26 protein-coding genes and 1 tRNA gene are annotated in these 26,174 nt (G+C 65.5%); 18 read left to right on the plus strand and 9 right to left on the minus strand.

Features of this window, described 5'->3' with window-relative positions:
* Nucleotides 1-12 precede the first annotated feature (12 nt).
* Genes accC through ACSFCA_RS11090 form a run of 3 tightly spaced genes read left to right on the plus strand, consistent with a single transcriptional unit; the run spans nucleotide 13 to nucleotide 3,577 of the window.
* On the plus strand, nucleotides 13-2,061 hold the full coding sequence (gene accC / locus ACSFCA_RS11080) for an acetyl-CoA carboxylase biotin carboxylase subunit (RefSeq protein WP_435459552.1): 2,049 nt from the start codon (nucleotides 13-15) through the stop codon (nucleotides 2,059-2,061).
* Nucleotides 2,061-3,089, plus strand: a complete 1,029-nt coding sequence (bioB, locus tag ACSFCA_RS11085) for a biotin synthase BioB (RefSeq protein ID WP_435459553.1) — start codon at nucleotides 2,061-2,063, stop codon at nucleotides 3,087-3,089. Before accC ends, bioB begins: the two co-directional genes overlap by 1 nt.
* Complete coding sequence (locus ACSFCA_RS11090) at nucleotides 3,086-3,577, plus strand: VOC family protein (protein WP_435459554.1); 492 nt, start codon at nucleotides 3,086-3,088, stop codon at nucleotides 3,575-3,577. Before bioB ends, ACSFCA_RS11090 begins: the two co-directional genes overlap by 4 nt.
* On the opposite strand, the gene ACSFCA_RS11095 is transcribed toward ACSFCA_RS11090, so the two are convergent.
* Complete coding sequence (locus ACSFCA_RS11095; protein WP_435459555.1) at nucleotides 3,567-4,064, minus strand: Lrp/AsnC family transcriptional regulator; 498 nt, start codon at nucleotides 4,062-4,064, stop codon at nucleotides 3,567-3,569. The two genes, ACSFCA_RS11090 and ACSFCA_RS11095, sit on opposite strands and share 11 nt — an antisense overlap.
* Nucleotides 4,065-4,181: 117 nt before the next feature.
* Here ACSFCA_RS11095 and yedA point away from each other — a divergent pair, with 117 nt between their 5' ends.
* Nucleotides 4,182-5,111: a drug/metabolite exporter YedA gene (gene yedA, locus ACSFCA_RS11100; RefSeq protein WP_435459556.1), complete on the plus strand. Its 930-nt coding sequence runs from the start codon at nucleotides 4,182-4,184 to the stop codon at nucleotides 5,109-5,111.
* On the opposite strand, the gene ACSFCA_RS11105 is transcribed toward yedA, so the two are convergent.
* The 4 genes from ACSFCA_RS11105 to ACSFCA_RS11120 form a co-directional block, all read right to left on the minus strand.
* On the minus strand, nucleotides 5,077-5,715 hold the full coding sequence (locus ACSFCA_RS11105; protein ID WP_435459557.1) for a LysE family translocator: 639 nt from the start codon (nucleotides 5,713-5,715) through the stop codon (nucleotides 5,077-5,079). The genes yedA and ACSFCA_RS11105 overlap by 35 nt on opposite strands.
* Nucleotides 5,712-6,344: an RnfABCDGE type electron transport complex subunit B gene (locus ACSFCA_RS11110; protein WP_435459558.1), complete on the minus strand. Its 633-nt coding sequence runs from the start codon at nucleotides 6,342-6,344 to the stop codon at nucleotides 5,712-5,714. Before ACSFCA_RS11110 ends, ACSFCA_RS11105 begins: the two co-directional genes overlap by 4 nt.
* A gap of 27 nt (nucleotides 6,345-6,371) precedes the next feature.
* Entirely contained in the window at nucleotides 6,372-7,802 is a 1,431-nt protein-coding gene (locus tag ACSFCA_RS11115) for a polyhydroxyalkanoate depolymerase (RefSeq protein WP_435459559.1), read from the minus strand.
* A gap of 156 nt (nucleotides 7,803-7,958) precedes the next feature.
* Complete coding sequence (locus tag ACSFCA_RS11120) at nucleotides 7,959-9,155, minus strand: amino acid aminotransferase (protein WP_258349880.1); 1,197 nt, start codon at nucleotides 9,153-9,155, stop codon at nucleotides 7,959-7,961.
* Between the two features lie 105 nt (nucleotides 9,156-9,260).
* Here ACSFCA_RS11120 and uvrB point away from each other — a divergent pair, with 105 nt between their 5' ends.
* The 13 genes from uvrB (at nucleotide 9,261) to ACSFCA_RS11185 (ending at nucleotide 20,637) form a co-directional block, all read left to right on the plus strand.
* The gene (gene uvrB / locus ACSFCA_RS11125; RefSeq protein WP_258349879.1) at nucleotides 9,261-11,378 is read left to right on the plus strand and encodes an excinuclease ABC subunit UvrB; all 2,118 of its coding nucleotides are present in this window, start codon (nucleotides 9,261-9,263) and stop codon (nucleotides 11,376-11,378) included.
* Between the two features lie 233 nt (nucleotides 11,379-11,611).
* Nucleotides 11,612-12,148 carry a Fe-S cluster assembly transcriptional regulator IscR gene (gene iscR, locus ACSFCA_RS11130; RefSeq protein WP_007828186.1) on the plus strand — a complete coding sequence of 179 codons (537 nt, stop codon included), beginning with the start codon at nucleotides 11,612-11,614 and terminating at the stop codon, nucleotides 12,146-12,148.
* An 85-nt stretch (nucleotides 12,149-12,233) separates the two neighbouring features.
* Nucleotides 12,234-13,454 (plus strand): IscS subfamily cysteine desulfurase, encoded by a 1,221-nt coding sequence (locus tag ACSFCA_RS11135; RefSeq protein ID WP_435459560.1) that lies wholly within the window; start codon nucleotides 12,234-12,236, stop codon nucleotides 13,452-13,454.
* 50 nt (nucleotides 13,455-13,504) lie between these two features.
* The gene (iscU, locus tag ACSFCA_RS11140; RefSeq protein ID WP_093052335.1) at nucleotides 13,505-13,924 is read left to right on the plus strand and encodes a Fe-S cluster assembly scaffold IscU; all 420 of its coding nucleotides are present in this window, start codon (nucleotides 13,505-13,507) and stop codon (nucleotides 13,922-13,924) included.
* Nucleotide 13,925: 1 nt separating this feature from the next.
* Entirely contained in the window at nucleotides 13,926-14,249 is a 324-nt protein-coding gene (gene iscA / locus ACSFCA_RS11145; RefSeq protein ID WP_007828190.1) for an iron-sulfur cluster assembly protein IscA, read from the plus strand.
* A gap of 63 nt (nucleotides 14,250-14,312) precedes the next feature.
* The gene (gene hscB, locus ACSFCA_RS11150; protein WP_093052332.1) at nucleotides 14,313-14,831 is read left to right on the plus strand and encodes a Fe-S protein assembly co-chaperone HscB; all 519 of its coding nucleotides are present in this window, start codon (nucleotides 14,313-14,315) and stop codon (nucleotides 14,829-14,831) included.
* A 90-nt stretch (nucleotides 14,832-14,921) separates the two neighbouring features.
* Complete coding sequence (hscA, locus tag ACSFCA_RS11155; RefSeq protein WP_435459561.1) at nucleotides 14,922-16,784, plus strand: Fe-S protein assembly chaperone HscA; 1,863 nt, start codon at nucleotides 14,922-14,924, stop codon at nucleotides 16,782-16,784.
* A gap of 9 nt (nucleotides 16,785-16,793) precedes the next feature.
* Nucleotides 16,794-17,132 (plus strand): ISC system 2Fe-2S type ferredoxin, encoded by a 339-nt coding sequence (fdx, locus tag ACSFCA_RS11160; RefSeq protein WP_093176617.1) that lies wholly within the window; start codon nucleotides 16,794-16,796, stop codon nucleotides 17,130-17,132.
* Nucleotides 17,132-17,839, plus strand: a complete 708-nt coding sequence (gene dnaQ, locus ACSFCA_RS11165; protein ID WP_258349877.1) for a DNA polymerase III subunit epsilon — start codon at nucleotides 17,132-17,134, stop codon at nucleotides 17,837-17,839. Before fdx ends, dnaQ begins: the two co-directional genes overlap by 1 nt.
* A gap of 75 nt (nucleotides 17,840-17,914) precedes the next feature.
* Nucleotides 17,915-17,989, plus strand: a tRNA-Val gene (locus ACSFCA_RS11170).
* 319 nt (nucleotides 17,990-18,308) lie between these two features.
* Entirely contained in the window at nucleotides 18,309-19,412 is a 1,104-nt protein-coding gene (locus ACSFCA_RS11175) for an NAD(P)/FAD-dependent oxidoreductase (RefSeq protein ID WP_435459562.1), read from the plus strand.
* Nucleotides 19,413-19,566: 154 nt separating this feature from the next.
* A complete protein-coding gene (locus ACSFCA_RS11180) occupies nucleotides 19,567-19,863 on the plus strand; it encodes a glycine zipper domain-containing protein (RefSeq protein WP_093052316.1) in 297 nt (98 codons plus the stop codon).
* Between the two features lie 54 nt (nucleotides 19,864-19,917).
* On the plus strand, nucleotides 19,918-20,637 hold the full coding sequence (locus tag ACSFCA_RS11185) for a phage holin family protein (protein WP_435459563.1): 720 nt from the start codon (nucleotides 19,918-19,920) through the stop codon (nucleotides 20,635-20,637).
* Nucleotides 20,638-20,653: 16 nt separating this feature from the next.
* Here ACSFCA_RS11185 and ACSFCA_RS11190 read toward each other — a convergent pair whose 3' ends face one another.
* Nucleotides 20,654-21,733: a quinone-dependent dihydroorotate dehydrogenase gene (locus ACSFCA_RS11190; RefSeq protein WP_435459564.1), complete on the minus strand. Its 1,080-nt coding sequence runs from the start codon at nucleotides 21,731-21,733 to the stop codon at nucleotides 20,654-20,656.
* A gap of 40 nt (nucleotides 21,734-21,773) precedes the next feature.
* Here ACSFCA_RS11190 and rpiA point away from each other — a divergent pair, with 40 nt between their 5' ends.
* Nucleotides 21,774-22,487 (plus strand): ribose-5-phosphate isomerase RpiA, encoded by a 714-nt coding sequence (gene rpiA, locus ACSFCA_RS11195; protein ID WP_435459565.1) that lies wholly within the window; start codon nucleotides 21,774-21,776, stop codon nucleotides 22,485-22,487.
* Between the two features lie 28 nt (nucleotides 22,488-22,515).
* Here rpiA and ACSFCA_RS11200 read toward each other — a convergent pair whose 3' ends face one another.
* Genes ACSFCA_RS11200 through folD form a run of 3 tightly spaced genes read right to left on the minus strand, consistent with a single transcriptional unit; the run spans nucleotide 22,516 to nucleotide 26,102 of the window.
* Entirely contained in the window at nucleotides 22,516-23,157 is a 642-nt protein-coding gene (locus ACSFCA_RS11200) for a glutaredoxin family protein (RefSeq protein WP_258349872.1), read from the minus strand.
* Between the two features lie 30 nt (nucleotides 23,158-23,187).
* Nucleotides 23,188-25,245 carry a M3 family metallopeptidase gene (locus tag ACSFCA_RS11205; RefSeq protein WP_258349871.1) on the minus strand — a complete coding sequence of 686 codons (2,058 nt, stop codon included), beginning with the start codon at nucleotides 25,243-25,245 and terminating at the stop codon, nucleotides 23,188-23,190.
* 5 nt (nucleotides 25,246-25,250) lie between these two features.
* Complete coding sequence (folD, locus tag ACSFCA_RS11210) at nucleotides 25,251-26,102, minus strand: bifunctional methylenetetrahydrofolate dehydrogenase/methenyltetrahydrofolate cyclohydrolase FolD (protein ID WP_093078070.1); 852 nt, start codon at nucleotides 26,100-26,102, stop codon at nucleotides 25,251-25,253.
* Nucleotides 26,103-26,174: the final 72 nt, after the last annotated feature.

Raw genomic sequence — 26,174 nt, forward strand, 5'->3', positions numbered from 1 at the left:
CAGGACGACAACATGTTCAAGAAGATCCTGATCGCCAATCGCGGCGAAATCGCCTGCCGCGTCATCCAAACGGCCAAGAAGATGGGCATCCTCACGGTCGCTGTCTATTCCGACGCCGACAAGGAAGCCCGCCACGTCGAACTGGCCGACGAGGCCGTGCACATCGGCGCCGCGCCCAGCCGCGAGAGCTATCTGCAGGCCGACCGCATCATCGCGGCCTGCAAGAAGACCGGCGCCGAGGCCGTGCATCCGGGCTACGGCTTCCTGTCGGAGAACGAAGCCTTCGCGCGCAAGGTCGAGGAAGAGGGCATCGCCTTCATCGGGCCGAAGCACTATTCGATTGCGGCGATGGGCGACAAGATCGCCTCGAAGAAGCTCGCGAATGAAGCCCAGGTCAACACCATTCCGGGCTGGAACGACGCCATCGAGACGGCGGAGCGCGCGGTCGAGATCGCGAAAGACATCGGCTACCCGGTGATGATCAAGGCCTCGGCCGGCGGCGGCGGCAAGGGCCTGCGCGTGGCCTTCAACGACAAGGAAGCCTTCGAGGGCTTCACCTCGTGCCGCAACGAGGCGCGCAACAGCTTCGGTGACGACCGCGTGTTCATCGAGAAGTTCGTCGAGGAGCCGCGCCACATCGAGATCCAGGTGCTGGGCGATTCGCACGGCAACGTGATCTACCTGAACGAGCGCGAATGCTCGATCCAGCGGCGCCACCAGAAGGTGATCGAGGAGGCGCCGTCGCCCTTCATCTCCGACGCCACACGCAAGGCGATGGGCGAGCAGGCGGTGCAATTGGCCAAGGCGGTGAAGTACCAGAGCGCGGGCACGGTGGAGTTCGTGGTCGGCAAGGACCAGAGCTTCTACTTCCTCGAGATGAACACGCGCCTGCAGGTGGAGCACCCAGTGACGGAGTGCATCACCGGCCTCGACCTGGTCGAGCTGATGATCCGCGTGGCCGCCGGTGAGCAACTGCCGTTGACGCAGGAGCAGGTGAAGCGCGACGGCTGGGCCATCGAGTGCCGCATCAACGCCGAAGACCCGTTCCGCAACTTCCTGCCTTCGACCGGCCGGCTGGTGAAGTTCCAGCCGCCCAGCGAGACCATGTTCGCGAGCGACACCGAGCATCTGCAGGGCGTGCGCGTGGACACGGGCGTGTACGACGGCGGCGAGATCCCGATGTACTACGACTCGATGATCGCCAAGCTCATCGTGCACGGCAAGGACCGCCAGCATGCGATTGCCCGCATGCGCGAGGCGCTCAACGGCTTCGTGATCCGCGGCATCAGCAGCAACATTCCGTTCCAGGCGGCGCTGCTGGCGCATCCGAAGTTCGTGGCGGGCGATTTCAACACCGGCTTCATCGCCGAGCACTACGGCAAGGGCTTCCATGCGGAAGACGTGCCGCACGCCGATCCGTCGTTCCTGATCGCGCTCGCGGCCTATGTGCACCGCCGCTATCGCGCGCGCGCCTCGGGCATCAGCGGGCAGCTCGAAGGCCACGGCGTGAAAGTGGGCGAGAAGTTCGTGGTGGTGGAGCTGGGGCCGCAGGGCAAGCACGTGCAGCACCCTGTGTCGGTCACCGACTTCCACGGCAAGACCGGCGCGAGCGCGGTGGCCGTGGGTGGCAAGAACTACAAGATCGACAGCAGCCTGGCGCTGGGCGCGATCCGCGTGCAGGGCACGGTCAACGACAAGCCCTTCACCGCGCAGGTGGAGCGTGGCGCGGGCAAGAGCCCGCTGGCGCTGCGCGTGTCGCACGACGGCACGCAGATCGAGGCGATGGTGCTGTCGCCGCTGGGCGCGCGCCTGCTCGAGCTGATGCCCTACAAGGCGCCACCGGACCTGAGCAAGTTCCTGATGTCGCCGATGCCGGGGCTGCTGGTCGAGGTGTCGGTGCAGCCGGGCCAGCAGGTGCGCGCGGGCGAGAAGCTGGCCGTGATCGAGGCCATGAAGATGGAAAACGTGCTGTTCGCCACGCAAGACGGCGTGGTCGGCAAGGTTTCGGCGGGCAAGGGCGAATCGCTGGCCGTCGATCAAATCATTCTGGAGTTCAACTGATGGGTGCCAACGACTTGCAACAGGCGATCACGCTACATCGGCCCGCCAAGGCTGTAACGCCGCAGGGCCCGTGGTCCGTCGAGGCGATCCAGGCGCTGCTCGACAAGCCGCTGATGGACCTGCTGTTCGAGGCGCAGACCGTGCACCGCCAGCATTTCCCCGAAGGCGACATCGAGCTGGCCACGCTGCTGTCGGTGAAGACCGGCGGCTGCCCCGAGAACTGCGGCTACTGCCCGCAATCGGCCGAGTTCGATACCGGCGTTAAGGCGCAAAAACTCATGGAGGTCGAAGAGGTGGTGCGCGCCGCGCAGGCCGCCAAGGACGCCGGAGCGACGCGCTTCTGCATGGGCGCAGCATGGCGCGCGCCGAAGGACCGCGACGTCGAGAAGGTGGCCGTGCTGGTCGAGGCCGTTAAGGGCCTGGGCATGCAGACCTGCGCCACGCTCGGCATGCTGGAGCCGCACCACGCGCACCAGCTCAAGGCCGCCGGCCTCGACTACTACAACCACAACCTCGACACCGCGCCCGAGTACTACACCGACGTGGTCGACACGCGCACCTACCAGGACCGGCTCGACACGCTGGCCCACGTGCGCAGCGCGGGCATCAGCGTGTGCTGCGGCGGCATCGTCGGCATGGGTGAGGCACCGGTGCACCGCGCGGGGCTGATCGCGCAACTGGCCAACCTGAACCCGTACCCGGAATCGGTACCGATCAACAGCCTGGTGCGCGTGCCCGGCACGCCGCTGGCCGACTCGGACCCGGTCGATCCCTTCGACTTCGTGCGCATGATCGCCGTCGCGCGCATCACGATGCCGACCGCGCGCGTGCGCCTGTCGGCGGGCCGCCAGCAGATGGGCGACGCGGTGCAGGCGCTGTGCTTCATGGCGGGCGCGAATTCGATCTTCTATGGCGACAAGCTGCTCGTTACCGGCAATCCCGATGTCGAGGCCGACACGGTGCTGCTGCGCAAGCTCGGCCTCAATGCGCGGCAGGTTCAGGAGCAGCCGGAAGGCTGTGCCGCATGACCACCACCACCGCACGTCCCTTCAAGGTGCTGGGCATCCAGCAGATCGCCATCGGCGGACCCGACAAGCTGCGGCTGCAGAAGCTGTGGGTCGACATGCTGGGGCTCGAAGTCACGGGCACGTTCAAGAGCGAGCGAGAGAACGTCGACGAGGACATCTGCGCGATGGGCGTGGGGCCGTTCAAGGTCGAGGTCGACCTGATGCAGCCGCTCGATCCGGAGAAGAAGCCTGCCGTTCACACGACGCCGCTGAACCACGTGGGGCTGTGGATCGACGACCTGCCCAAGGCCGTCGAATGGCTTACGGCGCAGGGCGTGCGCTTTGCGCCCGGCGGCATCCGCAAGGGCGCGGCCGGCTTCGACATCTGCTTCCTGCACCCGAAGGCGAACGACGAGTTTCCGATTGCGGGCGAGGGCGTGCTCATCGAGATGGTGCAGGCGCCGCCCGAGGTGGTGACGGCGTTCAGCGCGCTCGCAGCTACGCGTTGAGCACCTTCCTGATCGGCGGCTTCACGTCGGAGCGCTGAGGCGGCAGCATCGCCTGGTGCTCGCGCGCCGGGTTCAGGATGATCGAGGTCGCCGTCTCGGTGAGGATGCAGAACTTGGTGAGTACCGCGTCGAGGTGGCTCACGTCGATCACCGCAATCTCGAGGATCCAGCTGTCCTCGCCGGTCACGTTGTAGGCATTGACGCATTCGGGCGTCTCCTGCACCAGCTTCACGACAAGGTCGTAGTCGGCACGGCCGACGCGGATGATCGCGCGGATGCCGTAGCCCAGCTTGCCGAGGTTGACGGTGGCGCGGTAGCCGCTGATGACGCCAGCGGCCTCCAGCTTTTTCACGCGCTCGGTCACGGCCGGCTGGCTCAGGTGCACGCGGCGGCCGAGCTCGGCCATGGTCAGGCGCGCGTCGGCCTGCAGTTCGGCGAGGATGCGGGTGTCATGGGCATCCAGCGAGGGGTTCAAGGAAAAGTCCATGCAACTCCTTCAAATCGACGGTGTAGTGGGGGTAGAACCATGAAATCTGCATGGCTGCCGAGGGATGGCTTTCATACCATGACCGGGCATTCAATACCAAGAAGAGACACCCTCGATATGCCGACCCTCGCTTCTCCCGCCCATGCCGCGCCAGCCGCGGGCCGCCCCGGATTGCCGCCGCTGCTGTGGCTCTGCCTCGCCGCCACCTGGGTGGTGTGGGGCTCAACCTACCTCGCGATCAAGTACGCGCTGATCAGCTTTCCGCCGTTCCTGCAGATGGGCTCGCGCTTCCTGGTCGCGGGTGTGCTGCTGGCAGCGTGGATGCGCTGGCGCGGCGCGCCTTGGCCGTCGCTGGTGCAATGGCGCAACGCCTTCATCGTCGGCGCGCTGATGCTGGGTGGTGGCATGGGCGGCACGGCGAACGCCGAGGTGTCGATCGGCTCGGGGCTGGTGGTGGCGTTCATCGCGGTGATCCCGCTGCTGATTGCGTTGCTCAATCTGATCTGGGGCGTGAAGCCGTCCCGGCTCGAAGCCGCGGGTATCGCGCTTGGCCTCGTCGGTGTGCTGATGCTGACGCAGGGCAGCGGCTTCCGCTCTTCGCCCGAGGGGCTGGTTGCCATCTGCATCGCCTGCGTCTGCTGGTCGCTTGGCAGCGTGCTGAGCCAGCGCAGCCTGCCGCTGGCGTCCGGTGCGATGGGCTTTGCGAGCGAAATGCTCTGCGGCGGCGTGGTGCTGATGGGGCTCGCCGCGGTGTCTGGTGAAACGATGAGCTGGCCGCCACAGGCCGAGGCGGTCGCTGCGTGGATCTATCTGGTGGTGTTCGGCTCGCTGATCGCCTTCAACGCCTACATGGTGCTGCTGGCCAGGGCGCCGGCCGCGCTGGCGGCGAGCTACACCTTCGTGAACCCGGTGATCGCGATGCTGCTGGGCGTCTGGATCGCCAACGAGGCTGTCACGCGCTTCGAGTGGTACGCGGTGGCCGTGGTGCTGGCGGGTGTGCTGCTGTTGCTCTTCAAGCGCCGGGGCGGCGCCACACAGCAAGCGTAGCGGCGAGCAGCCACATGCCGGCCGCGCAACCGCGGTTCATTGCCTTGAGGCCGCGCTGTGAGAGGAAGCGCACGGCCTGCGTGCCGGCCGACGCATAGGCCAGCATCACGCAGGTATCGAGCACGACGAACACTGCACCCAGCAGCAGGTACTGCGGGCCTTGCGGCCTCGCGATGTCGACGAACTGCGGCAGGAATGCCGCGAAGAACAGCACCGTCTTCGGATTCGACAGCGCCACCATCAGGCTGCGCAGCAGCGCGACGCGGCCCTGCGGCCGGACTTCGAGCGGCGACTTGGCCAGCGCGGTGCGCAGGTCGGTGGTTTCGCTGCGCCACAGCTTGACGCCCAGCCATACGAGGTAGGCCACGCCTGCGACACGGATCGCATTGAAGAGCCACTCCGAGGCCGCCAGCAACGAACCCAGTCCGAGCGCGACGACTGCGATCAGTGTGATGCTGCCGAGCGATGCACCCGCAATACCCCAGCTCGCGCGGCGCATGCCGCCCTCGATGCCGTTGGACAGCGCCAGCAGCATCGTTGGCCCGGGGATCAGGGCCAGCGCGAGCGAAGCGACGATGTAGATGAGCAGCGTGTCGAGCGTCATGGTTTGGTGGCCGGTGGGCGTTGTTGCGAGGCGGCGCGGGCACGCGCCAGTGCGGCTTCGACGATGGCGCGCTTGCGGGCGCCGGCGTCTTGCGGGGCTTCGGGCTCGGGCGCCGTTTCGGCCAGCCGGGCGTCGGTATTGCGGTGCCTGCCATGCACCTCGTAGCGGCGCCGGGCCTTGTCGGCCTGCTCGGCAGCCCAGGCCTGCCAGCCGCTGAGGCCTGGCGTTTCGACTTCGAGGGAGATGCAATCGACGGGGCAGACCGGAATGCACAGTTCGCAGCCCGTGCAGTGGGCTTCGATCACCGTGTGCATGCGCTTGTTGATGCCGACGATGGCATCGGTGGGGCAGGCGTCGAGGCACAGCGTGCAGCCGATGCACCAGGCCTCGTCGATGACTGCCATGGCGCGCGGGCCTTCGGTGCCGAATTGAGGATCGAGGGGGAGCAATGCGCGGCCGGTGAGCAGTGCGAGCCGCTCGATGCCTTCCGCGCCGCCCGGCGGACACTGGTTGATGCCGGCCTCGCCGCTGGCCACGGCCTGTGCGTAGCCTGCGCAATCCGGGTAGCCGCACCGTGTGCACTGAGTTTGAGGCAGTGCGTCGTTGATGCGTGCGGCCAGCCCGTTCACTTGGTGATGAGGTTGCGTGCGCGCTCTTCAGCGCGCCGCACCGGTGCCGGGCTTCTTGCGCGCGACGGGCTTCTTCACAGCCACGGCCGTGGCCTTCTTTGCCGGCAGCTTCTTGGCCGCGACGGCGGGCACCTTGCGGCCGGGCTTGATGGTGTCTTCGGCGGCCAGGCCGCCGCGGTTGCCGGCGCGGCTCTGGGGCTGGTCGTTGGCCGCGATGAATTTCAGCACCTTCGGGTAGACCAGTTCGCGCCAGCGGCGGCCGCTGAAGATGCCGTAGTGGCCGGCGCCCTTGACTTCATAGTGCTCGCGCTTGTCGTCGGCGATGCCGGTGCACAGGCTGTGCGCCGCTTCGGTCTGGCCCGAGCCCGAGATGTCGTCGAGTTCGCCTTCGACCGTGAGCAGGGCGGTCGAGTGAATGTCTTGCGGGTGCACGCGCTCCACCTGACCCTGTGGGTTCTTCACGTCCCAGGTGCCGTTGACCAGGTCGAACTCCTGGAACACGGTGCGGATGGTCTCGAGGTAGTAATCGGCGTCCATGTCGAGCACGGCGTTGTACTCGTCGTAGAACTTGCGATGGGCCTCGGCGCTGGCGTCATCGCCCTTGATCAGGTCCTTGAAGTAGTCGTAGTGGCTGCTGGCGTGGCGGTCGGGGTTCATTGCCACGAAGCCGGTGTGCTGCAGGAAGCCAGGGTAGACCTTGCGGCCCGCGCCTGGAAAGCCCTGCGGCACGCGGTAGATCACGTTGTTCTCGAACCACTCGTAGCTCTTGTTCATCGCAAGGTTATTCACCGCTGTGGGCGACTTGCGCGCGTCGATGGGGCCGCCCATCATGGTCATGGTCAGCGGCAGCTGTTCGCCGCGGCTGGCCATGAGCGACACGGCCGCGAGCACCGGCACCGTCGGCTGGCACACGCTCACCACGTGGCAGTTGCCGTATTCGGCCTGCAGGCGGCGGATGAACTCCTGCACGTAGTTGATGTAGTCGTCGAGGTGGAACTCGCCTTCGGACAGCGGCACCAGGCGTGCGTTCTTCCAGTCGGTGATGTAGACCTTGTGGTCCTGCAGCATGGTGCGCACGGTGTCGCGCAGCAGCGTGGCGTAGTGGCCCGACAGGGGCGCCACGATCAGCACCACGGGCTGGCTCTTGAGCGTCTTGAGGATGTGCGGCTCGTCGGTGAAGCGCTTGAAGCGGCGCAGTTCGCAGAATGGCTTGTCGAGTTCGACAGCCTCCTGGATCACGACCTCTTCGCCGTCGACCTTGACGGACTTGATGTTGAACTCGGGCTTCTCGTAGTCCTTGCCGAGGCGGTAGAGCAGGTCGTAGCCTGCGGCCATGCGCTGGGCCATGGGCAGCTGGCCCCACACGGCGCCCTGGCCGTAGAGTTTGGAGGCCGCCTGCGCGAAGTCCGAGAACGGCTCCATCAGGGAACGCTGGGCTTCGTAGAGTTGATAGAGCATCGCTGGTCTTGGAGTGGAATGTTGCGGTGCAATATATCAGCGCATTCGCTGCGTTGCAGGGGGCCTTACCCCTACATCGGCCCCGCCGCGAGGAGCCTTCTTCATTGAGCGTGAAGGAATCGTCGCGAAGGCGATTCCCTCACACTTTGCTGTCACCTAGATGACTTTGGCGATCGAGGCGCAGACGTACTCGATGTTCTTGCTGTTGAGCGCGGCCACGCACATGCGGCCGGTGTCGGTGCCATACACGCCGAATTCGCTGCGCAGGCGCACCATCTGGTCCTTGCTCAGGCCCGAGTAGCTGAACATGCCGATCTGCGTGGTGATGAAGCTCATGTCTTCCTTCACGCCGGCGGCCTTGAGGCCATCGACCAGCTTCTGGCGCATGGCCTTGATGCGCACGCGCATCTCGCCCAGTTCCGTTTCCCACAGGGCGCGCAGTTCGGGGTTGCCGAGCACCGCAGCCACCACGGCGCCGCCGTGCGTGGGCGGGTTGCTGTAGTTGGTACGGATGGCGATCTTGAGCTGCGACAGCACGCGGCCGGCTTCTTCCTTGCTCTCGCACAGCACCGACAGGGCGCCCACGCGCTCGCCGTACAGGCTGAAGCTCTTGGAGAACGAGGTCGACACGAAGAAGGTCAGGCCGGCATCGACGAACTTGGCGACGGCGGCGCCGTCTTCCTTCAGGCCGTAGCCGAAGCCCTGGTAGGCCATGTCGAGGAAGGGCACCAGGCCCTTGGCCTTGACGGTGGCGACGACCTGGTCCCACTGCTGCGACGTGATGTCGTAGCCGGTCGGGTTGTGGCAGCAGGCGTGCAGCACGACGACGGTGCCGGCAGGGGCTGCGTTGAGCGCGGCCAGCATGCCGTCGAAGTCGATGCCGCGCTTTGCGGCGTCGTAGTAGGGGTAGCTTTCGACTTCGAAGCCGGCGTTGGTGAACAGCGCGCGGTGGTTTTCCCAGCTCGGGTCGCTGATCAGCACCTTGGCGTTGGGGTTGAGCTTCTTCAGGAAGTCTGCGCCGACCTTGAGGCCACCGGTGCCGCCGATGGCCTGGATGGTGGCCACGCGGCCTGATGTAACGGGTTCGCTGTCGGCGCCGAAGACCAGCACCTTGACGGCGTTGTCGTATGCGGCAATGCCGTCGATGGGGAGGTAGCCGCGCGCCGTGGGCGCTTTCATCATGTTCTGCTCGGCTGCCTGCACGCACTGCAGCAGTGGCAGCTTGCCGTTGTCGTCGTAATAGACGCCGACGCCGAGATTGACCTTGTTGGGGTTGGTATCGGCTGCAAATTGCTCGTTGAGGCCGAGGATCGGGTCGCGCGGTGCCATTTCGACCGCGGTGAACATAGACATGGAAAGGTCCTTTGGGATGAAAGCTTCGCTGCAACCGGAGGAGGCTTTATCCTTTCCGGTTGCCTTGAATTTTACCGGCGCGAGCGCCACCTGTCGGGAACAGCCATGCCAGAGAACAACGAAGCCATAGCAGACCTGAAGAAACTGGACCCGATCGGGCCGGCGAAACAGGGGGAATTCATCCGCTATCCGGACTCGCCTTTCGAGCTTTTCCAGCCCTATCCGCCGGCCGGCGACCAGCCGAAAGCAATCGAGGGGCTGGTGGAGGGCGTGATCGACGGCGAAGTGTTTCAAACCCTGCTGGGCGTGACCGGTTCGGGCAAGACCTTCACCATGGCCAACGTGATCGCCCGGCTGGGCCGCCCGGCCATCGTGTTTGCGCCCAACAAGACGCTGGCGGCGCAGCTCTACAGCGAATTTCGCGAGTTCTTCCCGAAGAACGCCGTCGAGTACTTCGTGAGCTACTACGACTACTACCAGCCCGAGGCCTACGTGCCGCAGCGCGACTTGTTCATCGAGAAAGATTCATCGATCAACGAGCACATCGAGCAGATGCGGCTGTCGGCCACCAAGAGCGTGCTGGAGCGGCGCGACACGGTCATCGTGGCCACGGTGAGCGCCATCTACGGCATCGGCACGCCCGAGGACTACATGGAGATGCGGCTGATTGCCCGCGTCGGCGACAAGGTCGGCCAGCGCGACCTGATCTCGCGGCTGATTCGCATGCAGTACCTGCGCAACGAGCAGGACTTTGCCCGCGGCACCTTTCGCGTGCGGGGCGACACCATTGATGTGTTCCCGGCGGAGCACAGCGAGCTGGCGATCCGCTTCGAGCTGTTCGACGACGAGATCGAGTCGCTGCAGCTCTTCGATCCGCTGACCGGGCGTGTCCGGCAGAAGGTGCCGCGTTTTACCGTGTATCCGTCGAGCCACTACGTCACGCCGCGCGACAAGGTGCTGGCCGCTGTGGAGACCATCAAGATCGAGCTGGGTGAACGGCTCAAGGAACTGGTGAGCGCGGGCAAGCTGGTCGAGGCGCAGCGGCTGGAGCAGCGCAGCCGTTTCGACCTTGAAATGCTCGCCGAGATCGGCCATTGCAAGGGCATCGAGAACTACACGCGCCACCTGTCGGGCGCCGCGCCCGGCGAGCCGCCTGCCACGCTGACCGACTACCTGCCGAAGGACGCGCTGATGTTCCTCGACGAGAGCCACCAGATGATCGGCCAGCTCAACGCCATGTACAGCGGCGACCGGGCGCGAAAGACAACGCTGGTCGAGTACGGCTTTCGCCTGCCGAGCGCGATGGACAACCGGCCGCTCAAGTTCGAGGAGTTCGAGGCGCGCATGCGCCAGTGCATCTTCGTTTCGGCGACGCCGGCGCAGTACGAAAAAGACCATTCCGGCAATGTCGTCGAGCAACTGGTGCGGCCGACCGGCCTGATCGACCCAGAGGTCGAGGTGCGACCCGCCACACACCAGGTGGACGATGTGCTGGGGGAGATCCGCATCCGCGTGGACAAGAACGAGCGGGTGCTGATCACCACGCTGACCAAGCGCATGGCCGAGCAGCTGACCGACTACCTGGGCGACAACGGCGTGAAGGTGCGCTACCTGCACAGCGACGTCGACACGGTCGAGCGGGTGGAAATCCTGCGCGACCTTCGCTTGGGCACTTTCGACGTGCTGGTGGGCATCAACCTGCTGCGCGAGGGGCTGGATATTCCCGAGGTGTCGCTGGTGGCGATCCTCGACGCCGACAAGGAGGGCTTCCTGCGCGCGGAGCGCTCGCTGATCCAGACCATCGGCCGCGCAGCGCGGAACCTGAACGGCAAGGCCATTCTTTATGCCGACCGGATGACCGAGTCGATGAAGAAGGCCATCGGCGAAACCGAGCGCCGTCGCGCCCGGCAGATCGCGCACAACGAGGCGAACGGCATCACGCCGCGCAGCATCGTCAAGCAGGTGCGCGACCTGATCGATGGCGTTTACAGCGAGAAAACGGGCAAGGAAATGGCCAAGCTCGACCTGGAACGCGCCAAGGTCGAGGACATGAGCGAAAAGGACATCGCCCGGGAAATCAAGCGGCTGGAAAAGCAGATGCTGGAGCACGCCCGCAACCTCGAATTCGAGAAGGCAGCCCGGGTGCGGGACCAGTTGGCGCTGCTGCGGGAGCAGGCGTTCGGGGCGTCGGGCGGCGACAACATCGCCATCCCGCCGCAATAGGTCAGACGTTCGCATTCTTCAAGCGAACCGCGCTGGGGTTTACCCCAGCAGACCTCGGGGGCTTCTGTTATACTTGAGCGAAACAGTCAACAACAAGAAAAGAACTTCGCGATGAAGGACCGACTCCTACCGACTGGTTCACCAGCGTCAGGGGTCGGGCAGGGCGGAGACGAAGTCACCGCGGTCCAGGACCACGGTGTCATTTCAACGGTAAGCACTTGAAGGAGCTTGCGATGCGTCTCACTACCAAAGGCCGTTTTGCGGTCACAGCAATGATCGATCTGGCGTTGCGTCAGAACACCGGTCCGGTCACGCTGGCTGCGATCAGCCAACGGCAGCAGATTTCGTTGTCGTACCTCGAACAGCTGTTCGGCAAACTGCGCCGTCACGAGCTGGTCGAGTCGACCCGCGGCCCCGGCGGCGGCTACAGCCTCGGTCGCAAGGCTGCGGACATCACCGTGGCCGACATCATCGTTTCCGTCGATGAACCCATCGATGCCACCCAGTGCGGCGGCAAGGAAAACTGTCTCGGCGAAGCTGGCCGTTGCATGACGCACGAGCTCTGGGCCTCGCTGAACCAGCGCATGGTCGAGTTCCTCGACTCCGTCACGCTGCAGAAGCTGGTCGACGACCAGATCGCCAAGGGCGTGCAGATCGAGAACAAGCCGGTCGTCAAGCGTGCGATCTCGGCCCAGCCGGTGGTCAAGCCGATCCGCGTGAACGCACCGAATTCGGTGTTCGCTCTCGGCAACGCCTTCGCCAAGTCCTGAGTACTGAGTCCCCGGCGGCGCCTTCGGGCGCCACCCCTGAGCAGCCCAGATCAAAAAACAACCCCCACGCCAGCACGAGCCAGCCATGGACGTAACTCCTCATTTCCCGATCTATCTCGATTACGGCGCGACCACGCCGGTCGACCCGCGTGTGGTCGACGCCATGATTCCCTGGTTGCGCGAACACTTCGGCAACCCGGCGTCGCGCAGCCACGCATGGGGCTGGGAGGCTGAAGAGGCGGTCGAGAAGGCGCGTGGCCAGGTGGCTGACCTGATCAATGCGGATCCCCGCGAAATCGTCTGGACGTCGGGTGCGACCGAATCGATCAACCTCGCGCTCAAGGGGGCAGCCCAGTTCTACAAGGGCAAGGGCAAGCACCTGATTACCCTGAAGACCGAGCACAAGGCCGTGCTCGACACCATGCGCGAACTCGAGCGACAGGGCTTCGAAGTCACCTACCTCGACGTCGAGGAAAACGGCCTCGTCGACCTCGAGAAGTTCAAGGCCGCGATCCGCCCCGACACCATCCTGGCCAGCGTGCTGTTCGTGAACAACGAAATCGGTGTGGTCCAGGACGTGGTCGCGATCGGCAACGTCTGCCGTGAAAAGGGCATCATCTTCCACGTCGACTCGGCCCAGGCCACCGGCAAGGTCGACATCGACATCACGAAGCTGCCCATCGACCTGATGAGCCTCGCCTCGCACAAGACCTACGGCCCCAAGGGCATCGGTGCTCTGTACGTGCGCCGCAAGCCGCGCGTGCGGCTCGAGGCGCAAATGCACGGTGGCGGTCACGAGCGCGGCATGCGTTCGGGCACGCTGCCCACGCACCAGATCGTCGGCATGGGCGAGGCCTACCGCATCGCCAAGCTCGAAATGAAGGACGACATCGCCCATGCGCGGCGCCTGCAGAAGCGTCTGCTCGACGGCCTGAAGGATGTCGAGCAGGTGTTCATCAACGGCGACCTCGAACACCGCGTGCCGCACAACCTGAACATGAGCTTCAACTACGTCGAAGGCGAGTCGCTGATCATGGGCATCAAGGGCCTGGCGGTGTCGTCGGGTTCGGCTTGCACCTCGGCCAGCCTCGAGCCTAGCTACGTGCTGCGCGCCCTGGGCCGCAGCGACGAACTGGCTCACAGCAGCCTTCGCATGACCATCGGCCGTTTCACGACCGAAGAAGAAATCGACTACGCCATTTCGACCATCAAGCACAACGTTGCCAAGCTGCGCGAGCTGAGCCCCCTGTGGGAGATGTTCCAGGACGGCGTCGACATCAGCACGATCCAGTGGTCGGCCCACTGACGCAGGCCCGCACCAGGCTCCACGATTGAACAAAGTTTGAGAGGTACACCATGGCATATTCTTCCAAGGTCATCGACCACTACGAAAATCCACGCAACGTCGGCTCCTTCGAAAAAGGCGACGACTCGGTAGGCACCGGCATGGTCGGTGCGCCGGCCTGCGGCGACGTGATGAAGCTGCAGATCAAGGTCAACCCCGAAACCGGCGTGATCGAAGACGCACGCTTCAAGACCTACGGCTGCGGCTCGGCCATTGCGTCGTCGTCGCTCGTGACCGAATGGGTCAAGGGCAAGACGCTCGACGAAGCGGCTGCGCTCAAGAACGCTCAGATCGCCGAAGAACTGGCGCTGCCGCCCGTGAAGATCCACTGCTCCATCCTGGCCGAAGACGCGATCAAGGCCGCCGTGAGCGACTACAAGGCCAAGCACGGCGTCAAGACCGAAGCTGCTGCTGCGGAAGCTGTCCACTGACATGGCCGTCACGCTGACCGAAGCCGCTGCGCGACACGTCACCCGCTACCTCGGCAAGAGGGGCAAGGGCGTGGGCGTGCGGCTGGGCGTGAAGACCACGGGCTGCTCCGGCCTGGCCTACAAGCTCGAGTACGTGGACGAGTTCACGCCTGAAGACGTGGTGTTCGAAGACCACGGCGTGAAGGTGCTGGTCGACCCGAAGAGCCTGGCCTACATCGACGGCACGCAGCTCGACTTCGTGCGCGAGGGCCTGAACGAGGGCTTCAAGTTCATCAACCCCAACGAACGCGACCGTTGCGGCTGCGGGGAAAGTTTTCGCATCTGATGCGCCGTCGCTGACCGCGACAACAGCCGCCACCATGTCATGTGCTGGCGGTTTTTTCTTGCCATGAACCTGAACGACACCGACTTTCAACTGTTCGCCGTCCCGGCGACTTTCGCGCAGGACCGTGCCGTGCTCGACGCGCGCTGGAAAGAGCTGCAGCGCGAAGCCCACCCGGACCGCTTTGCCGCGCAGGGCGCCGCCGCGCAGCGCGTGGCCATGCAGTGGTCGGTGCGCATCAACGAGGCTTACCAGCGGCTCAAAGACCCGATCCGACGCGCCAGCTACATCTGCGAACTGCACGATGCGCCGCTGAACGCCGAGAACAACACGGCGATGCCGCCGGAATTCCTGATGCAGCAGATGGAGTGGCGCGAGGCGCTCGACGATGTCGAAGATGCTGCTTCACTCGAGAAACTCCAGGCCGAGGTTGAAGCCGCTCGCGCCCGTGCGCTGTCGTCGCTCGACTGGCTGATCGACGAAAAAGGCGACTACCCCGCCGCGGCGCAGCAAGTGAGAGCCCTCATGTTCATTGAGCGCTTCGGACAGGACGTCGAAGCCAAATTCGATCAGTTGGGACAATAGAGACATGAACCCCCACGCTCATCACTTCGTGTATTCGCTGCCCCCCGAGGGGGCGCAAGCCCCCCTTGGGGCGGCCCGGCGGGAGGCCTGATGGCTCTTCTTCAGATTTCCGAGCCCGGCCAGGCGCCCGACCCGCATCAGCGCCGCATTGCCGTGGGCATCGACCTCGGCACCACCCATTCGCTGGTGGCCGCGGTGCGCAACGGCGTGGCCGAATGCCTGCCCGACGACCAGGGCCGCGTGCTGCTGCCTTCGGCCGTGCGCTACCTTGAAAACGACCGTCGCCAGATCGGCTTCGATGCACTGGCGGCGCGCGCCCAGGACCCGACCAACACGATCACTTCGGTGAAGCGGCTCATGGGCCGCGGCCTGGCCGACATCGCGAACCGTGAAGCGATGTCGTACCGCATCGGCAGCAGCGATGGCGGCATGGTGCAGGTGCAGACCCTGGCGGGTGAGAAGTCGCCAGTCGAGATCAGCGCCGAGATCCTGGCCACGCTGCGCTTTCGTGCCGAGGACACCTTCGACGACGAGCTCTACGGCGCCGTCATCACAGTGCCGGCGTACTTCGATGAAGGCCAGCGCCAGGCAACCAAGGACGCCGCACAACTCGCCGGCCTCAACGTGCTGCGCCTGATCAGCGAGCCCACGGCGGCCGCCATCGCGTATGGCCTGGACAACGCGAGCGAAGGCGTCTATGCGGTCTACGACCTGGGCGGCGGCACCTTCGACATTTCGATCCTGCGGCTTACGCAAGGCGTGTTCGAGGTGATCGCCACGGGTGGCGACTCAGCCCTTGGCGGCGACGACTACGACCACGCGCTGGCCGACTTCGTGCTCGCGCAGACGGGCCTGCAAGCCGGCAGCGATGCCGACAAGGCCGCGTTGCTGGTCGCCGCACGGGCCGCGAAAGAGGCGCTGACCGATTCGAAATTGGCCCTGTTCAAGGCCGATGTGGCAGGCAAGACCGCTTCGTTCGACCTGACCCGCGAACAGTTTTACACCGCCACGCGGCCGCTCACCGATCGCACCATTGCTGCCGTCCGCAAGGCGCTGCGCGACGCGAAGCTCAAGCCCGACGACCTGCAGGGCATCGTGCTTGTCGGCGGCTCCACCCGCATGCCGCAGATCCGCGGCGCCGTCGCCGAGTTCTTCGGCCGCGAGCCGCTGGTCAACCTGAATCCCGACGAAGTCGTGGCCCTCGGCGCAGCCATCCAGGCCAACCAGCTTGCCGGCAACAACGGCGCGGGCGAACTGCTGCTGCTCGACGTGATTCCGCTGTCACTCGGCATCGAGACCATGGGCGGCTTGGTCGAGCGCATCGTGCCGCGCAACCAGACTATCCCCACCGCGATGGCGCAGGACTTCACGACCTACCAGGACGGGCAGACCGCATTGGCGCTGCACGTGGTGCAGGGTGAACGTGACCTCGTGGCTGACTGCCGCAGCCTTGCGCGCTTCACGCTACGCGGCATCCCGCCGATGGCAGCCGGTGCGGCGCGCATCCGCGTGACCTTCACGGTCGATGCCGATGGCCTGTTGAGCGTAAGCGCGAAGGAGCAGGGCAGCGGCGTCGAAGCCAGCGTGGCGGTCAAGCCGTCATACGGCCTGTCGGACGACCAGATCGCGACCATGCTGCAGGAGAGCTTTTCCACGGCGCAGCAGGACATGCAGGCCCGTGCGCTGGTCGAGGCGCGCGTCGATGCCGACCGCATGCTGCTGGCCACGCAGAGTGCGCTCGATGCCGACGGCGACCTGCTGAGCGACGAAGAGCGCGCCGTCATCGACGCATCGATGGCGCAGCTGCGCGAAGCCGCCAAGGGCAGCAACGAAGCCGCGGCCATCGAAGCCGCCACCAAGAAACTGGCCGACGACACCGAGGCCTTTGCCGCACAGCGCATGAACGCGGGCATTGCGCGCGCACTTGCCGGCCGCAAGGTCGAATCTCTTTAGAACAACAACATGCCCACGATCAAGATCTACCCGCATCCCGAGTACTGCCCGCAGGGCGCTGAAATCACCGCGCCCGCCGGCACTTCGATCTGCGAGGCGCTGCTCGACAACAACATCAACATCGAGCATGCCTGCGAGATGAGCTGCGCCTGCACCACCTGCCACGTCATCGTGCGCGAGGGCTTCAACTCGCTGAACGAGGCGGAAGAAGGCGAAGAAGACCTGCTCGACCGCGCCTGGGGCCTGGAGCCGCAGTCGCGCCTGAGTTGCCAATCGATCCTGGCGCAGGAGAATGTGACCATCGAGATTCCGAAGTACTCGATCAATCACGCCAAGGAAAACCACTGATGTCGCGCCAGATCGTTCTTGATACCGAAACCACCGGCCTCTCCGCGGAGAACGGCGACCGGGTCATCGAGCTTGGCTGTGTGGAGCTGTTCGCTCGCAAGCTCACCGGCAACGACCTGCACATCTACTTCAACCCTGAGCGCGAGAGCCATGAGGACGCGCTGAAGGTCCACGGCCTGACGACTGACTTCCTGCGAGACAAGCCGAAGTTCGCCACCCTGGCCAACGACATCGTCGAGTACCTGCGCGATGCCGAGCTGATCATTCACAACGCGGCCTTCGACGTCGGCTTTCTCAACAAGGAATTCGAGCGTGCCGGCTTGCCGCCGCTGCGCACCTTCGTCAGTGAAGTGACCGACACGCTGGCCATGGCCAAGCAGGTGTACCCGGGCAAGCGCAATTCGCTGGACGCGCTGTGCGACCGCTTCGGCGTCGACCGTTCGAACCGCACCTTCCACGGCGCCAAGCTCGACGCGCAGTTGTTGGCCGACGTCTACATCAACCTCACGCGCGGCCAGGATGCGCTGTTGATCGACGTGGCTTCGAACGAGCCTGAACTGGGTACCACGGTGGTGGCCATCGACCTGAGCCAGTTCGAGCTGCCGGTGATTCTGGCCGCCGAGCACGAACTGACCGCGCACGAAGCGGTGTTGGGGCAACTCGACAAATCGAGCGGTGGTCGCACGCTGTTTCGCGAAAACGGCTGAAAAGCTATGGCATAATCTGAGGCTTCGCACAACGCGATACGTTTTCAGAACGCTGCAGTCAATCAGCAGCGTTTCGGGCGGTTAGCTCAGGGGTAGAGCACAGCATTCACACTGCTGGGGTCGGAGGTTCGAAACCTCCACCGCCCACCATTCAAAGCAACGACTTACGGCACCTTCGGGTGCCGTTTTCGTTTGTCGCGCCTACTTCATTCATCGACTGAACTGTCGGCCTGCACCGACGGCAAGTGCAGCCAAGGGCTGTTGAACTTCCCGTGGTAGCGGCCTAGAACAGAGGGGCAAGGAGCACCGCCATGGCCACTCATCCAGATCTTCCGACCCCCGTCACTCCAAACCTGCCCGTCGAGCCTGACGAAGGGGCCGAGACGCCACCCGACGAACCCACCGATCCGGAGCCGCCGCCCTCCGTGCAATAAGGAAATCCGCGTGCGAGCCGCGCTAAGCTCGCGCGATGGACGAAATAGATTGCGCCGTCATCGGCGCTGGTGTGGTGGGGCTGGCAGTGGCGCGCGCCCTGGCGCTCGCGGGCCGGGAGGTGCTGGTGCTTGAATCCGAAGGTGCCATTGGCACGGGGACGAGTTCGCGCAACAGCGAAGTCATTCACGCCGGCATCTACTACCCGCAGGGCTCGCTCAAGGCGAAGCTCTGCGTCGAGGGAAAGGAAATGCTGTACGCCTACGCGGCGGAACGTGGCGTGCCGCACCAGCGCTGCGGCAAGCTGATCGTGGCGACCTTGCCCGAGCAGGCAGACCAGCTCGAAGTCATCCGGATGAAGGCGGCTGCGAACGGCGTCGGCGATCTGACGTTGATCACCGCACAGCAGGCTATGGCGATGGAGCCGCAACTGCATTGCGTGGCGGCGCTCCATTCGCCGAGCACCGGCATCGTCGATAGCCACTCGCTCATGCTGAGCCTGCTCGGCGACCTCGAGAATGCGGGCGGCATGCTGGCACTGAAATCGCCCATCACGCGTGCCGAATGCGGCGATGGTGCCATCGTCCTGACGGCTGAGGATGGCACTGCGTTGCGTTGCCGCAGCGTGGTCAATGCCGCGGGTCTCGGCGCCCCTGCGCTGGCTCGGCGCTTCGAGGGCCTGCCGCCCTCGATGGTGCCCAGGGAGTACTTCGCCAAGGGCAACTACTTCACCCTGTCGGGGCGGGCGCCGTTCGGGCGTCTGATCTATCCCGTGCCCGAGCCGGGCGGGCTGGGCGTGCACCTCACGATCGACCTGGGTGGCCAGGCCAAGTTCGGGCCCGACGTGCAGTGGGTGTCTTCGGCCGACGAACTGGTGGTGGACCCGAAGCGCGGCGAGGGCTTCTATGCCGAGGTGCGCAAGTATTGGCCCGCGCTGCCCGACGGCGCCCTGATTCCAGGTTACGCGGGCATGCGGCCGAAGATCTCGGGCCCGGGCGAGCCGGCGGCCGACTTCATGATCGACGGGCCTGCGTCGCACGGGGTGCCGGGGCTGGTCAATCTCTTCGGCATCGAGTCGCCTGGCCTCACGAGCAGCCTGGCCATCGGGCGCCATGTGGCCGGCTTGCTGGCGGATGCGTGAAGCTCGCTTTGAGCGTCACGAAGTGGCATCTCGCGTCAAAGTCTGCACATCTGTAGCGCCTGAGGGTCTTTTGAGCCTGTAACATGACAGCACGCCATTTGCTGGCGCGAAGCCGCCGGCGCGGTGCCGGTGTCATCACGGAGGAAAGTTTCCAATGAGTGCATCCCAAAATCTTGAAGCAGCAGCCGAAGACATTGCAAGCGACGTGCGCGGCGTGCTGGCAAGCAAGGACCTGGATTCGGTTCCCCACATCAAGGCGCTGCGCCAGCGCATCGACACCAAGCTGGCCATCGCACGCGAACTCGCGGCCGAGAAGAGCAAGCTCGCCGCCAAGAAGGCCCGTGAAGCGGCCACCTCCGCCAACGCCTACGCCCACGACGAACCATGGCAGATCGCCGGTGCCGCACTGGCCGTCGGCGTGCTGGTGGGCCTGCTGCTTGGCCGCCGCTGACCTGAGCGCACACGGCAGCAAGATCGTTCATCCGGACATGGCCGGAGCCAGCCCATGAGGCTGCTGTCCATGTTCGGGCTGAACGCCCGGATTCGCCGGCTGCGCATTGCCGCGGCCGAAGGCGCCTTGGCGGCCGAAGACCGGGTGCAATTGCTGCGCATGGCCTGGGAGGACGAGAAGCAGCGTCTCAAGCTGATGCTCGTCTTCAGTCTGGCCGTGCTGGGGCTGACCACGGTCACGGTGGCCTTGCTGTCCGTGGCGGTGGTGGTTCATTTCTGGGAAACACCGTACCGCATCACCGCTGCGTGGTCGGTGGCAGGCGTATGGATCGTGCTCTGGCTGGCGGCCGCCGTCGGCTTGCTGCTGACCCTGCGCAATGCGTCCAACAGCTTCGTGCCGGCGCGCCACGAGTTCGAGCGCGACTGGGCCTGGGTCCAGGACAGTTTCGGCTTGGGCAAGGATCCGGAGCAGGACGAAGAAGCGCCGCGCCCCCCGCGGCCGGCCACGCGCGAAGAACTGCTGGCGCGCATGGAGCGTCAACGCGAGCGCATCGCGACGCTGCAGGGTGGGCGCGAGGCACAGCCTGCGGGCGGTTCGGGCGAAGGCGAAGCGCCTCCGCCCAATGAATCCGCCGCTGCCGCTGCCCTGCGCATCGCCCGTGCGCATCCCGTGGTCACCGGCGTCGTTGCTGCGGCCGCCGTGGTGGTGATCAAGCCGAGGCGCTTGCTGCGCTGGGCTGCGGTCATCGCGCCAATACTCTGGCGCATGCGCTGAAGAGGAAAGAAAAAGCTCAGGCCTTGCTGTGATCGCGCAGCAGCGCCTGAGCGGCTTCGCGGACCAGCGCCGGTCCGCGATAGATCAGGCCGGTGTAGATCTGAACCACGTCCGCACCTGCGGCGATCTTGGCCTTGGCATCCGCACCGCTGAGGATGCCGCCCACCCCGATGATCGGAAAGCCCGCGCCCAGTGCCGCGCGCAATTGAGCGATCACACGGTTGCTTGCCTCGCGCACCGGTGCACCCGACAGTCCACCCGCTTCCTCGGCATGCAGCAGGCCTTTGACCGCATCGCGCGAGAGCGTGGTGTTGGTGGCAATCACGCCATCCATGCCATGGCGCTTCAGCGTGGCGGCAATGACCGCCACCTGGGCTTCGTCGAGATCGGGCGCGATCTTCACGAACAGCGGCGAGCGCTTGTTGTGGCGCGCGGCCAGAGCTTCGCGCCGCTCGGCCACCGCGCCGAGCAGCGCATCGAGCGCTTCGTCGCTCTGGAGCGTGCGCAGGTTGGCCGTGTTGGGGCTCGAGATGTTGATCGTCACATAGTCGGCATGCGGGTACACGCCGTCGAGGCAGATCAGGTAGTCGTCCACCGCACGCTCGATCGGCGTGGCGGCGTTCTTGCCGATATTCAGGCCCAGCAGCATCGGCTGCTTCGCACCGCCGCTGCCCTTGCGAAAGCGCGCCTTCTGCACGTTGGCCAGGAAGGCGTCGAGCCCTTCGTTGTTGAAGCCGAGCCGGTTGATCAGCGCGTCGCGCTGCGGCAGGCGGAACATGCGCGGCTTGGGATTGCCCGGCTGGGCCTTCGGCGTCACCGTGCCGACCTCGACGGAGCCGAAGCCCATGGCGGCGAAGGCATCGATGCAGCGGGCGTTCTTGTCCAGCCCGGCCGCCAGGCCCACGCGGTTCGGAAAGGTCAGCCCGGCGAGCTGGACCGGGTCGTCGACGCGCGGCGCCGAGTAAGCGCAGGCCAGCGGCGTGTTCTGGGTGCGCGCCAGCCCGTCCAGCGTGATTTCGTGGGCATGCTCGGGGTCGAAACCGAACAGGAAAGGGCGGGCCAGGCCGTAGAGCGAGGAGGGCATCAGCAGGGGCATCGGATAATTCTGGACTTCAATGAGCCAAGGATTCTCCGCGATGACCGCACCCGCCTCCCCAACCCCCTCCAACCCACTTTCTCAGGACGAACTCAAGGCCCAGGTCGGCCTTGCCGCGCTGGCCTATGTGGTCAAGGGCGAGATCGTCGGCGTCGGCACCGGCTCGACGGTGAACAAGTTCATCGATGCGCTGGCCAGCATCAAGGACGAGATCAAGGGCGCCGTCTCCAGCTCGGTCGCCTCGACCGAACGCCTGCGCGCCCTGGGCATTCCGGTGTTCGACAGCAACGAGGTGGAAGAGCTGGCGGTCTACATCGACGGCGCGGACGAAATCGACCACCGCGGTTTCATGGTGAAGGGGGGCGGCGCCGCACTCACGCGCGAGAAGATCGTCGCGGCCCAGTCGCGCAAGTTCGTCTGCATTGCCGACGCATCCAAGCTGGTCGAGGCGCTGGGCGCCTTTCCGCTGCCGGTGGAAGTGATCCCGATGGCTGCGCGCCGCGTGATGCGCCAGTTCGCCGGTATGGGCGGCATCGCCCAGGTGCGCGAGAAGGACGGCCTGCCACTGGTCACGGACAACGGCCAGCACATCGTCGACGTGACGGGTCTGCGAATCACCGATCCGCTGGCCTTCGAGTCTGAAGTGAGCCAATGGCCGGGCGTGGTGACGGTGGGTGTCTTCGCGCACCAGAAGGCAGACGTGTGCCTGCTGGGCACCTCGACTGGTGTGAAGACGCTGCAGTTCGGCGCCTAGAGACGAAAGGCCGCGCGAGCGGCCTGGCTCAGAACTTGATGCCGGCGGGGTTGCTCGGGCTCGGCTCGCTCGATGCGGGGGGCGGTGGCGCGGGCTGTGCGGCCGGTGCCGCGGCGGCACGGGGCGCGGGTGCTGCCTGCTGCGCGATCAGCGGTCGCGCCGGGCCGTTGCGGTAGCCCGCAGGCAGGCTGTTGCTCTTGGGGTAGCCGGCTGCGTCGAGGTACTGCGACCATTCGACATCCGAGAAGCCCTTGAGCTGCTGCGACCCGATGGTCAGCAATGGCAGCGAGCTCTGGCTGCTCAGGCGCTGCAGCGCCTCGATTTCCTCGTTGCTCTTGACGGTGCGTTCCTCGAACGGAATGCCCCGCGTGATGAGCAGCGAGCGAGCCGTGCTGCACGGCCCGCATTCGTCGCTGCTGTACAGCGTAACGGGGTAGCGCTGAGCCACTTGCCGCAGCTCGTAGGGCAGGCCCGCATTCGCCGGCGTGGTGGAGCCGCCTTGCGAGGCCGAGGCCGGCTCGGTGCTGGCCGTGGGGGCGCGGTCCGAGAAAGTGACCTTGCCATTCTTGTCGACCTGGCGATAGACCTGCTGTGCCATGGTGCCCGTGGCGATGAGCACAAGGGCCAGGCCGGTCAGGCGATGCAGTGAGAATTTGTAAATCGGATGCATCGCCCGAGTATCGCAAGCTTCAGCGCCGCATCAAGCGGGCTGGGGCTCCGCCATGCCCTGGTGTCGCAGCAGCGCATCAAGCTGGGGCTCGCGGCCCCGGAAAGCCTTGAACGAATCCATGGCGCTGCGGCTGCCACCAGCCTCCAGGATGGCCTGGCGGTACTTGCGGCCGGTTTCGATGTTCGGCTCGCCGTCGGCGCCCACGGTTTCCTCGAAGGCCGCGTAGGCATCAGCGCTCAGCACCTCGGCCCACTTGTAGCTGTAGTAGCCGGCCGCGTAGCCGCCCGAGAAGATGTGGCTGAAAGTATTCGGTGTGCGGCTGAACGGCGGCGAGGGCATCACCGCCACCTCGGCGCGCACCTTGCCGAGCAGCGCCATCACGTCGCCGGGCTTGGCGGCGGCCGCGTGGTACTCGGTGTGCAGCAGCATGTCGAACAGCGAGAACTCGATCTGGCGCAGCGTTTGCAGGCCGCTCTGGAAGTTCTTTGCAGCGGTCATCTTGTCGAACAGCGCGCGGGGCAGCGGTTCGCCGGTGTCGACGTGGGCGGTCATGTGCTTGAGCACGTCCCACTCCCAGCAGAAGTTTTCCATGAACTGGCTCGGCAGCTCGACTGCATCCCACTCGACGCCGCTGATGCCCGAGACGTCGCGCTCGTTCACCTGTGTGAGCATGTGGTGCAGGCCGTGGCCGAACTCGTGGAAGAGGGTGGTCACGTCGTCATGCGTGAGCAGCGGCGGCTTGCCGTCGACGCCGCTGGCAAAGTTGCACACCAGTTGCGCGATGGGGGTTTGCAGCACGCCGTTGTCGGGGCGCAGCCAGCGGGCGCGCACGTCGTCCATCCAGGCGCCACCGCGTTTGGCGGCACGGGCAGAAGGGTCGAGATAGAACTGGCCGACCTTCTGGCCAGCACGTTCGATGCGATAGAACTCGACGCTCGGGTGCCACGTGGGTGCCGAATCGCGGCGGATCGACACCTCGAACAGCGTCTCGACGATCTTGAACAGCCCGGCCATGACCTTCGGAGCGGGGAAGTACTGCTTCACCTCCTGCTCGCTGAAGGCGTAGCGCGCTTCCTTGAGCTTCTCGCCGATGTAGCTCCAGTCCCAGGGCTGCGGATCGGTGATGCTCAACTGCTCCGCGGCGAAGACCCGCAGGTCGGCCAGGTCGCGTTCACCGTAGGGCTTGGCCTTGGTTGCGAGATCGCGCAGGAACTTGACGACCTGCTCGGGTGATTCAGCCATCTTCGGCACGACCGAGAGCTCGCCGTAGTTCTTGTAGCCCAGCAGCTTCGCTTCTTCCTCGCGCAGCGCGAGGATTTCGGTGATGAGCGCGGTGTTGTCGAAGGCGGCGTCGCCGAACTCGCTGGCGCGCGTGACGTAGGCTCGGTAGAGCTTCTCGCGCAGCGCGCTGCTCTTGGCGAACTGCATCACCGGCAGGTAGCACGGCATCTTCAGCGTGAGCTTGTAGCCTTCCTTGCCATCGGCTTCGGCGGCTGCGCGCGCTGCGCTCACCACGTCTTCGGGCACGCCTTCGAGTTCGCCGAGCGCGGCGTAGTAGGCGAAGGCGTCGGTTGCGTCGAGTGCGTTCTCGCTGAACTTCTGGCTCAACTCGGCCTGGCGCTCCTGGATCTCGGCGAAGCGCTTCTTGGCGTCGCCCTGCAGTTCGGCACCGCCCAGCACGAAGTTGCGCACGGCATTGCGATGCGCCTGGCGCTGCTCGGCGTTGAGCGTGGCGACGTCGATGGCCTTGTACTTGGCATACAGCTGCTCGTCGGAGCCCAGCCGGGTCCAGAAGGCGGTCACGCGCGGCATGGCCTCGTTGTAGGCGGCGCGCAATTCGGGCGTGTCGGCCACGGCGTTGAGGTGGCCGACGGCGCTCCAGGCGCGGCTGAAACGTTCGGAGGCCACGTCGAGCACCTTCGAGATCGCATTCCAGTCAGCGGGAAAACCGGGCGCCGTCACGGTCTGCAGCGCGGTCTCGGCATCGGTCAGCAGCGCGTCGACAGCGGGTGCGACGTGCTCGGGCCTGATGCGATCGAACAGCGGGAGATCATTGAAATCGAGGAGGGGGTTGTTCGTCATGGCCATGAAAGTTACTTGGCGGCGCGTTCGGCCGCTTCAAGGGTGTTGGCGAGCAGCATGGCCCGCGTCATGGGGCCGACGCCACCGGGCACGGGCGTGATCCAGCCGGCCACTTCCTTCACGCCGTCGAAATCGACGTCGCCGGCCAGCTTGCCGTCTTCCTTGCGGTTCATGCCCACGTCTATGACGACTGCGCCCGGCTTCACCATGTCGGCGGTCAGCAAGTTGAGCTTGCCCACCGCCGCGACGATCACGTCGGCCTGGCGCGTGATGGCGCCCAGGTCTTGCGTGGCGCTGTGGCAGATGGTCACGGTGGCGCTCTTGGCCAGCAGCATCATGGCCATCGGCTTGCCGACGATGTTGCTGCGGCCGATGACCACGGCGTGCTTGCCGCGCAGGTCGTAGCCGATGGATTCGAGCATCTTCATGCAGCCGTGCGGCGTGCAGGGCCAGAAGCCGGGGGCGCCGGTCATCAGTGCGCCGGCGCTGGCGACGTGGAAGCCGTCGACATCTTTGGCGGGCGAAATCGTCTCGATGACCTTCTGGCTGTCCATGTGCTTGGGCAGCGGCAGCTGAACCAGGATGCCGTGCACCTTCGGGTCGTCGTTGAGCGTGCGAATGCGGGCCAGCAGATCGGCCTCGCTCATGTCGGCGGGGTAGGTCTCGAGCGTGGCTTCCAGGCCAGTCTGGGCGCTGTCGTTGACCTTGTGCTTCGTGTAGACCTGGCTGGCCGGGTCTTCGCCCACGAGGATGATGGAAAGGGCCGGGTTCACGCCACGGGCCTTGAGTGCGGCGGTGCGGCCGGCAACTTCGGCGCGAATGGTTTTGGCGAGGGCGTTGCCGTCGATCAGTTGGGCGGTCATCGGTTTCGATTTTCCAAGTAAAAACGCCCGCTTGCGCAGGCGTGGGATTCATTCGTCGCTATCTGCCGGATA

Origin of the sequence: Variovorax multivorans (assembly GCF_051216835.1) — a bacterium.
In the GTDB taxonomy this organism is placed as follows: Bacteria; Pseudomonadota; Gammaproteobacteria; order Burkholderiales; family Burkholderiaceae_C; genus Variovorax.

What these genes read in the sequence shown, in the direction of transcription:
- accC (WP_435459552.1), top strand. Translation starts at nt 13, where the DNA reads ATGTTCAAGAAGATCCTGATCGCCAATCGCGGCGAAATCGCCTGCCGC.
- bioB (WP_435459553.1), top strand. Translation starts at nt 2,061, where the DNA reads ATGGGTGCCAACGACTTGCAACAGGCGATCACGCTACATCGGCCCGCC.
- ACSFCA_RS11090 (WP_435459554.1), top strand. Translation starts at nt 3,086, where the DNA reads ATGACCACCACCACCGCACGTCCCTTCAAGGTGCTGGGCATCCAGCAG.
- ACSFCA_RS11095 (WP_435459555.1), bottom strand. Translation starts at nt 4,064, where the DNA reads ATGGACTTTTCCTTGAACCCCTCGCTGGATGCCCATGACACCCGCATC.
- yedA (WP_435459556.1), top strand. Translation starts at nt 4,182, where the DNA reads ATGCCGACCCTCGCTTCTCCCGCCCATGCCGCGCCAGCCGCGGGCCGC.
- ACSFCA_RS11105 (WP_435459557.1), bottom strand. Translation starts at nt 5,715, where the DNA reads ATGACGCTCGACACGCTGCTCATCTACATCGTCGCTTCGCTCGCGCTG.
- ACSFCA_RS11115 (WP_435459559.1), bottom strand. Translation starts at nt 7,802, where the DNA reads ATGCTCTATCAACTCTACGAAGCCCAGCGTTCCCTGATGGAGCCGTTC.
- ACSFCA_RS11120 (WP_258349880.1), bottom strand. Translation starts at nt 9,155, where the DNA reads ATGTCTATGTTCACCGCGGTCGAAATGGCACCGCGCGACCCGATCCTC.
- uvrB (WP_258349879.1), top strand. Translation starts at nt 9,261, where the DNA reads ATGCCAGAGAACAACGAAGCCATAGCAGACCTGAAGAAACTGGACCCG.
- iscR (WP_007828186.1), top strand. Translation starts at nt 11,612, where the DNA reads ATGCGTCTCACTACCAAAGGCCGTTTTGCGGTCACAGCAATGATCGAT.
- ACSFCA_RS11135 (WP_435459560.1), top strand. Translation starts at nt 12,234, where the DNA reads ATGGACGTAACTCCTCATTTCCCGATCTATCTCGATTACGGCGCGACC.
- iscU (WP_093052335.1), top strand. Translation starts at nt 13,505, where the DNA reads ATGGCATATTCTTCCAAGGTCATCGACCACTACGAAAATCCACGCAAC.
- iscA (WP_007828190.1), top strand. Translation starts at nt 13,926, where the DNA reads ATGGCCGTCACGCTGACCGAAGCCGCTGCGCGACACGTCACCCGCTAC.
- hscB (WP_093052332.1), top strand. Translation starts at nt 14,313, where the DNA reads ATGAACCTGAACGACACCGACTTTCAACTGTTCGCCGTCCCGGCGACT.
- hscA (WP_435459561.1), top strand. Translation starts at nt 14,922, where the DNA reads ATGGCTCTTCTTCAGATTTCCGAGCCCGGCCAGGCGCCCGACCCGCAT.
- fdx (WP_093176617.1), top strand. Translation starts at nt 16,794, where the DNA reads ATGCCCACGATCAAGATCTACCCGCATCCCGAGTACTGCCCGCAGGGC.
- dnaQ (WP_258349877.1), top strand. Translation starts at nt 17,132, where the DNA reads ATGTCGCGCCAGATCGTTCTTGATACCGAAACCACCGGCCTCTCCGCG.
- ACSFCA_RS11175 (WP_435459562.1), top strand. Translation starts at nt 18,309, where the DNA reads ATGGACGAAATAGATTGCGCCGTCATCGGCGCTGGTGTGGTGGGGCTG.
- ACSFCA_RS11180 (WP_093052316.1), top strand. Translation starts at nt 19,567, where the DNA reads ATGAGTGCATCCCAAAATCTTGAAGCAGCAGCCGAAGACATTGCAAGC.
- ACSFCA_RS11185 (WP_435459563.1), top strand. Translation starts at nt 19,918, where the DNA reads ATGAGGCTGCTGTCCATGTTCGGGCTGAACGCCCGGATTCGCCGGCTG.
- ACSFCA_RS11190 (WP_435459564.1), bottom strand. Translation starts at nt 21,733, where the DNA reads ATGCCCCTGCTGATGCCCTCCTCGCTCTACGGCCTGGCCCGCCCTTTC.
- rpiA (WP_435459565.1), top strand. Translation starts at nt 21,774, where the DNA reads ATGACCGCACCCGCCTCCCCAACCCCCTCCAACCCACTTTCTCAGGAC.
- ACSFCA_RS11200 (WP_258349872.1), bottom strand. Translation starts at nt 23,157, where the DNA reads ATGCATCCGATTTACAAATTCTCACTGCATCGCCTGACCGGCCTGGCC.
- ACSFCA_RS11205 (WP_258349871.1), bottom strand. Translation starts at nt 25,245, where the DNA reads ATGGCCATGACGAACAACCCCCTCCTCGATTTCAATGATCTCCCGCTG.
- folD (WP_093078070.1), bottom strand. Translation starts at nt 26,102, where the DNA reads ATGACCGCCCAACTGATCGACGGCAACGCCCTCGCCAAAACCATTCGC.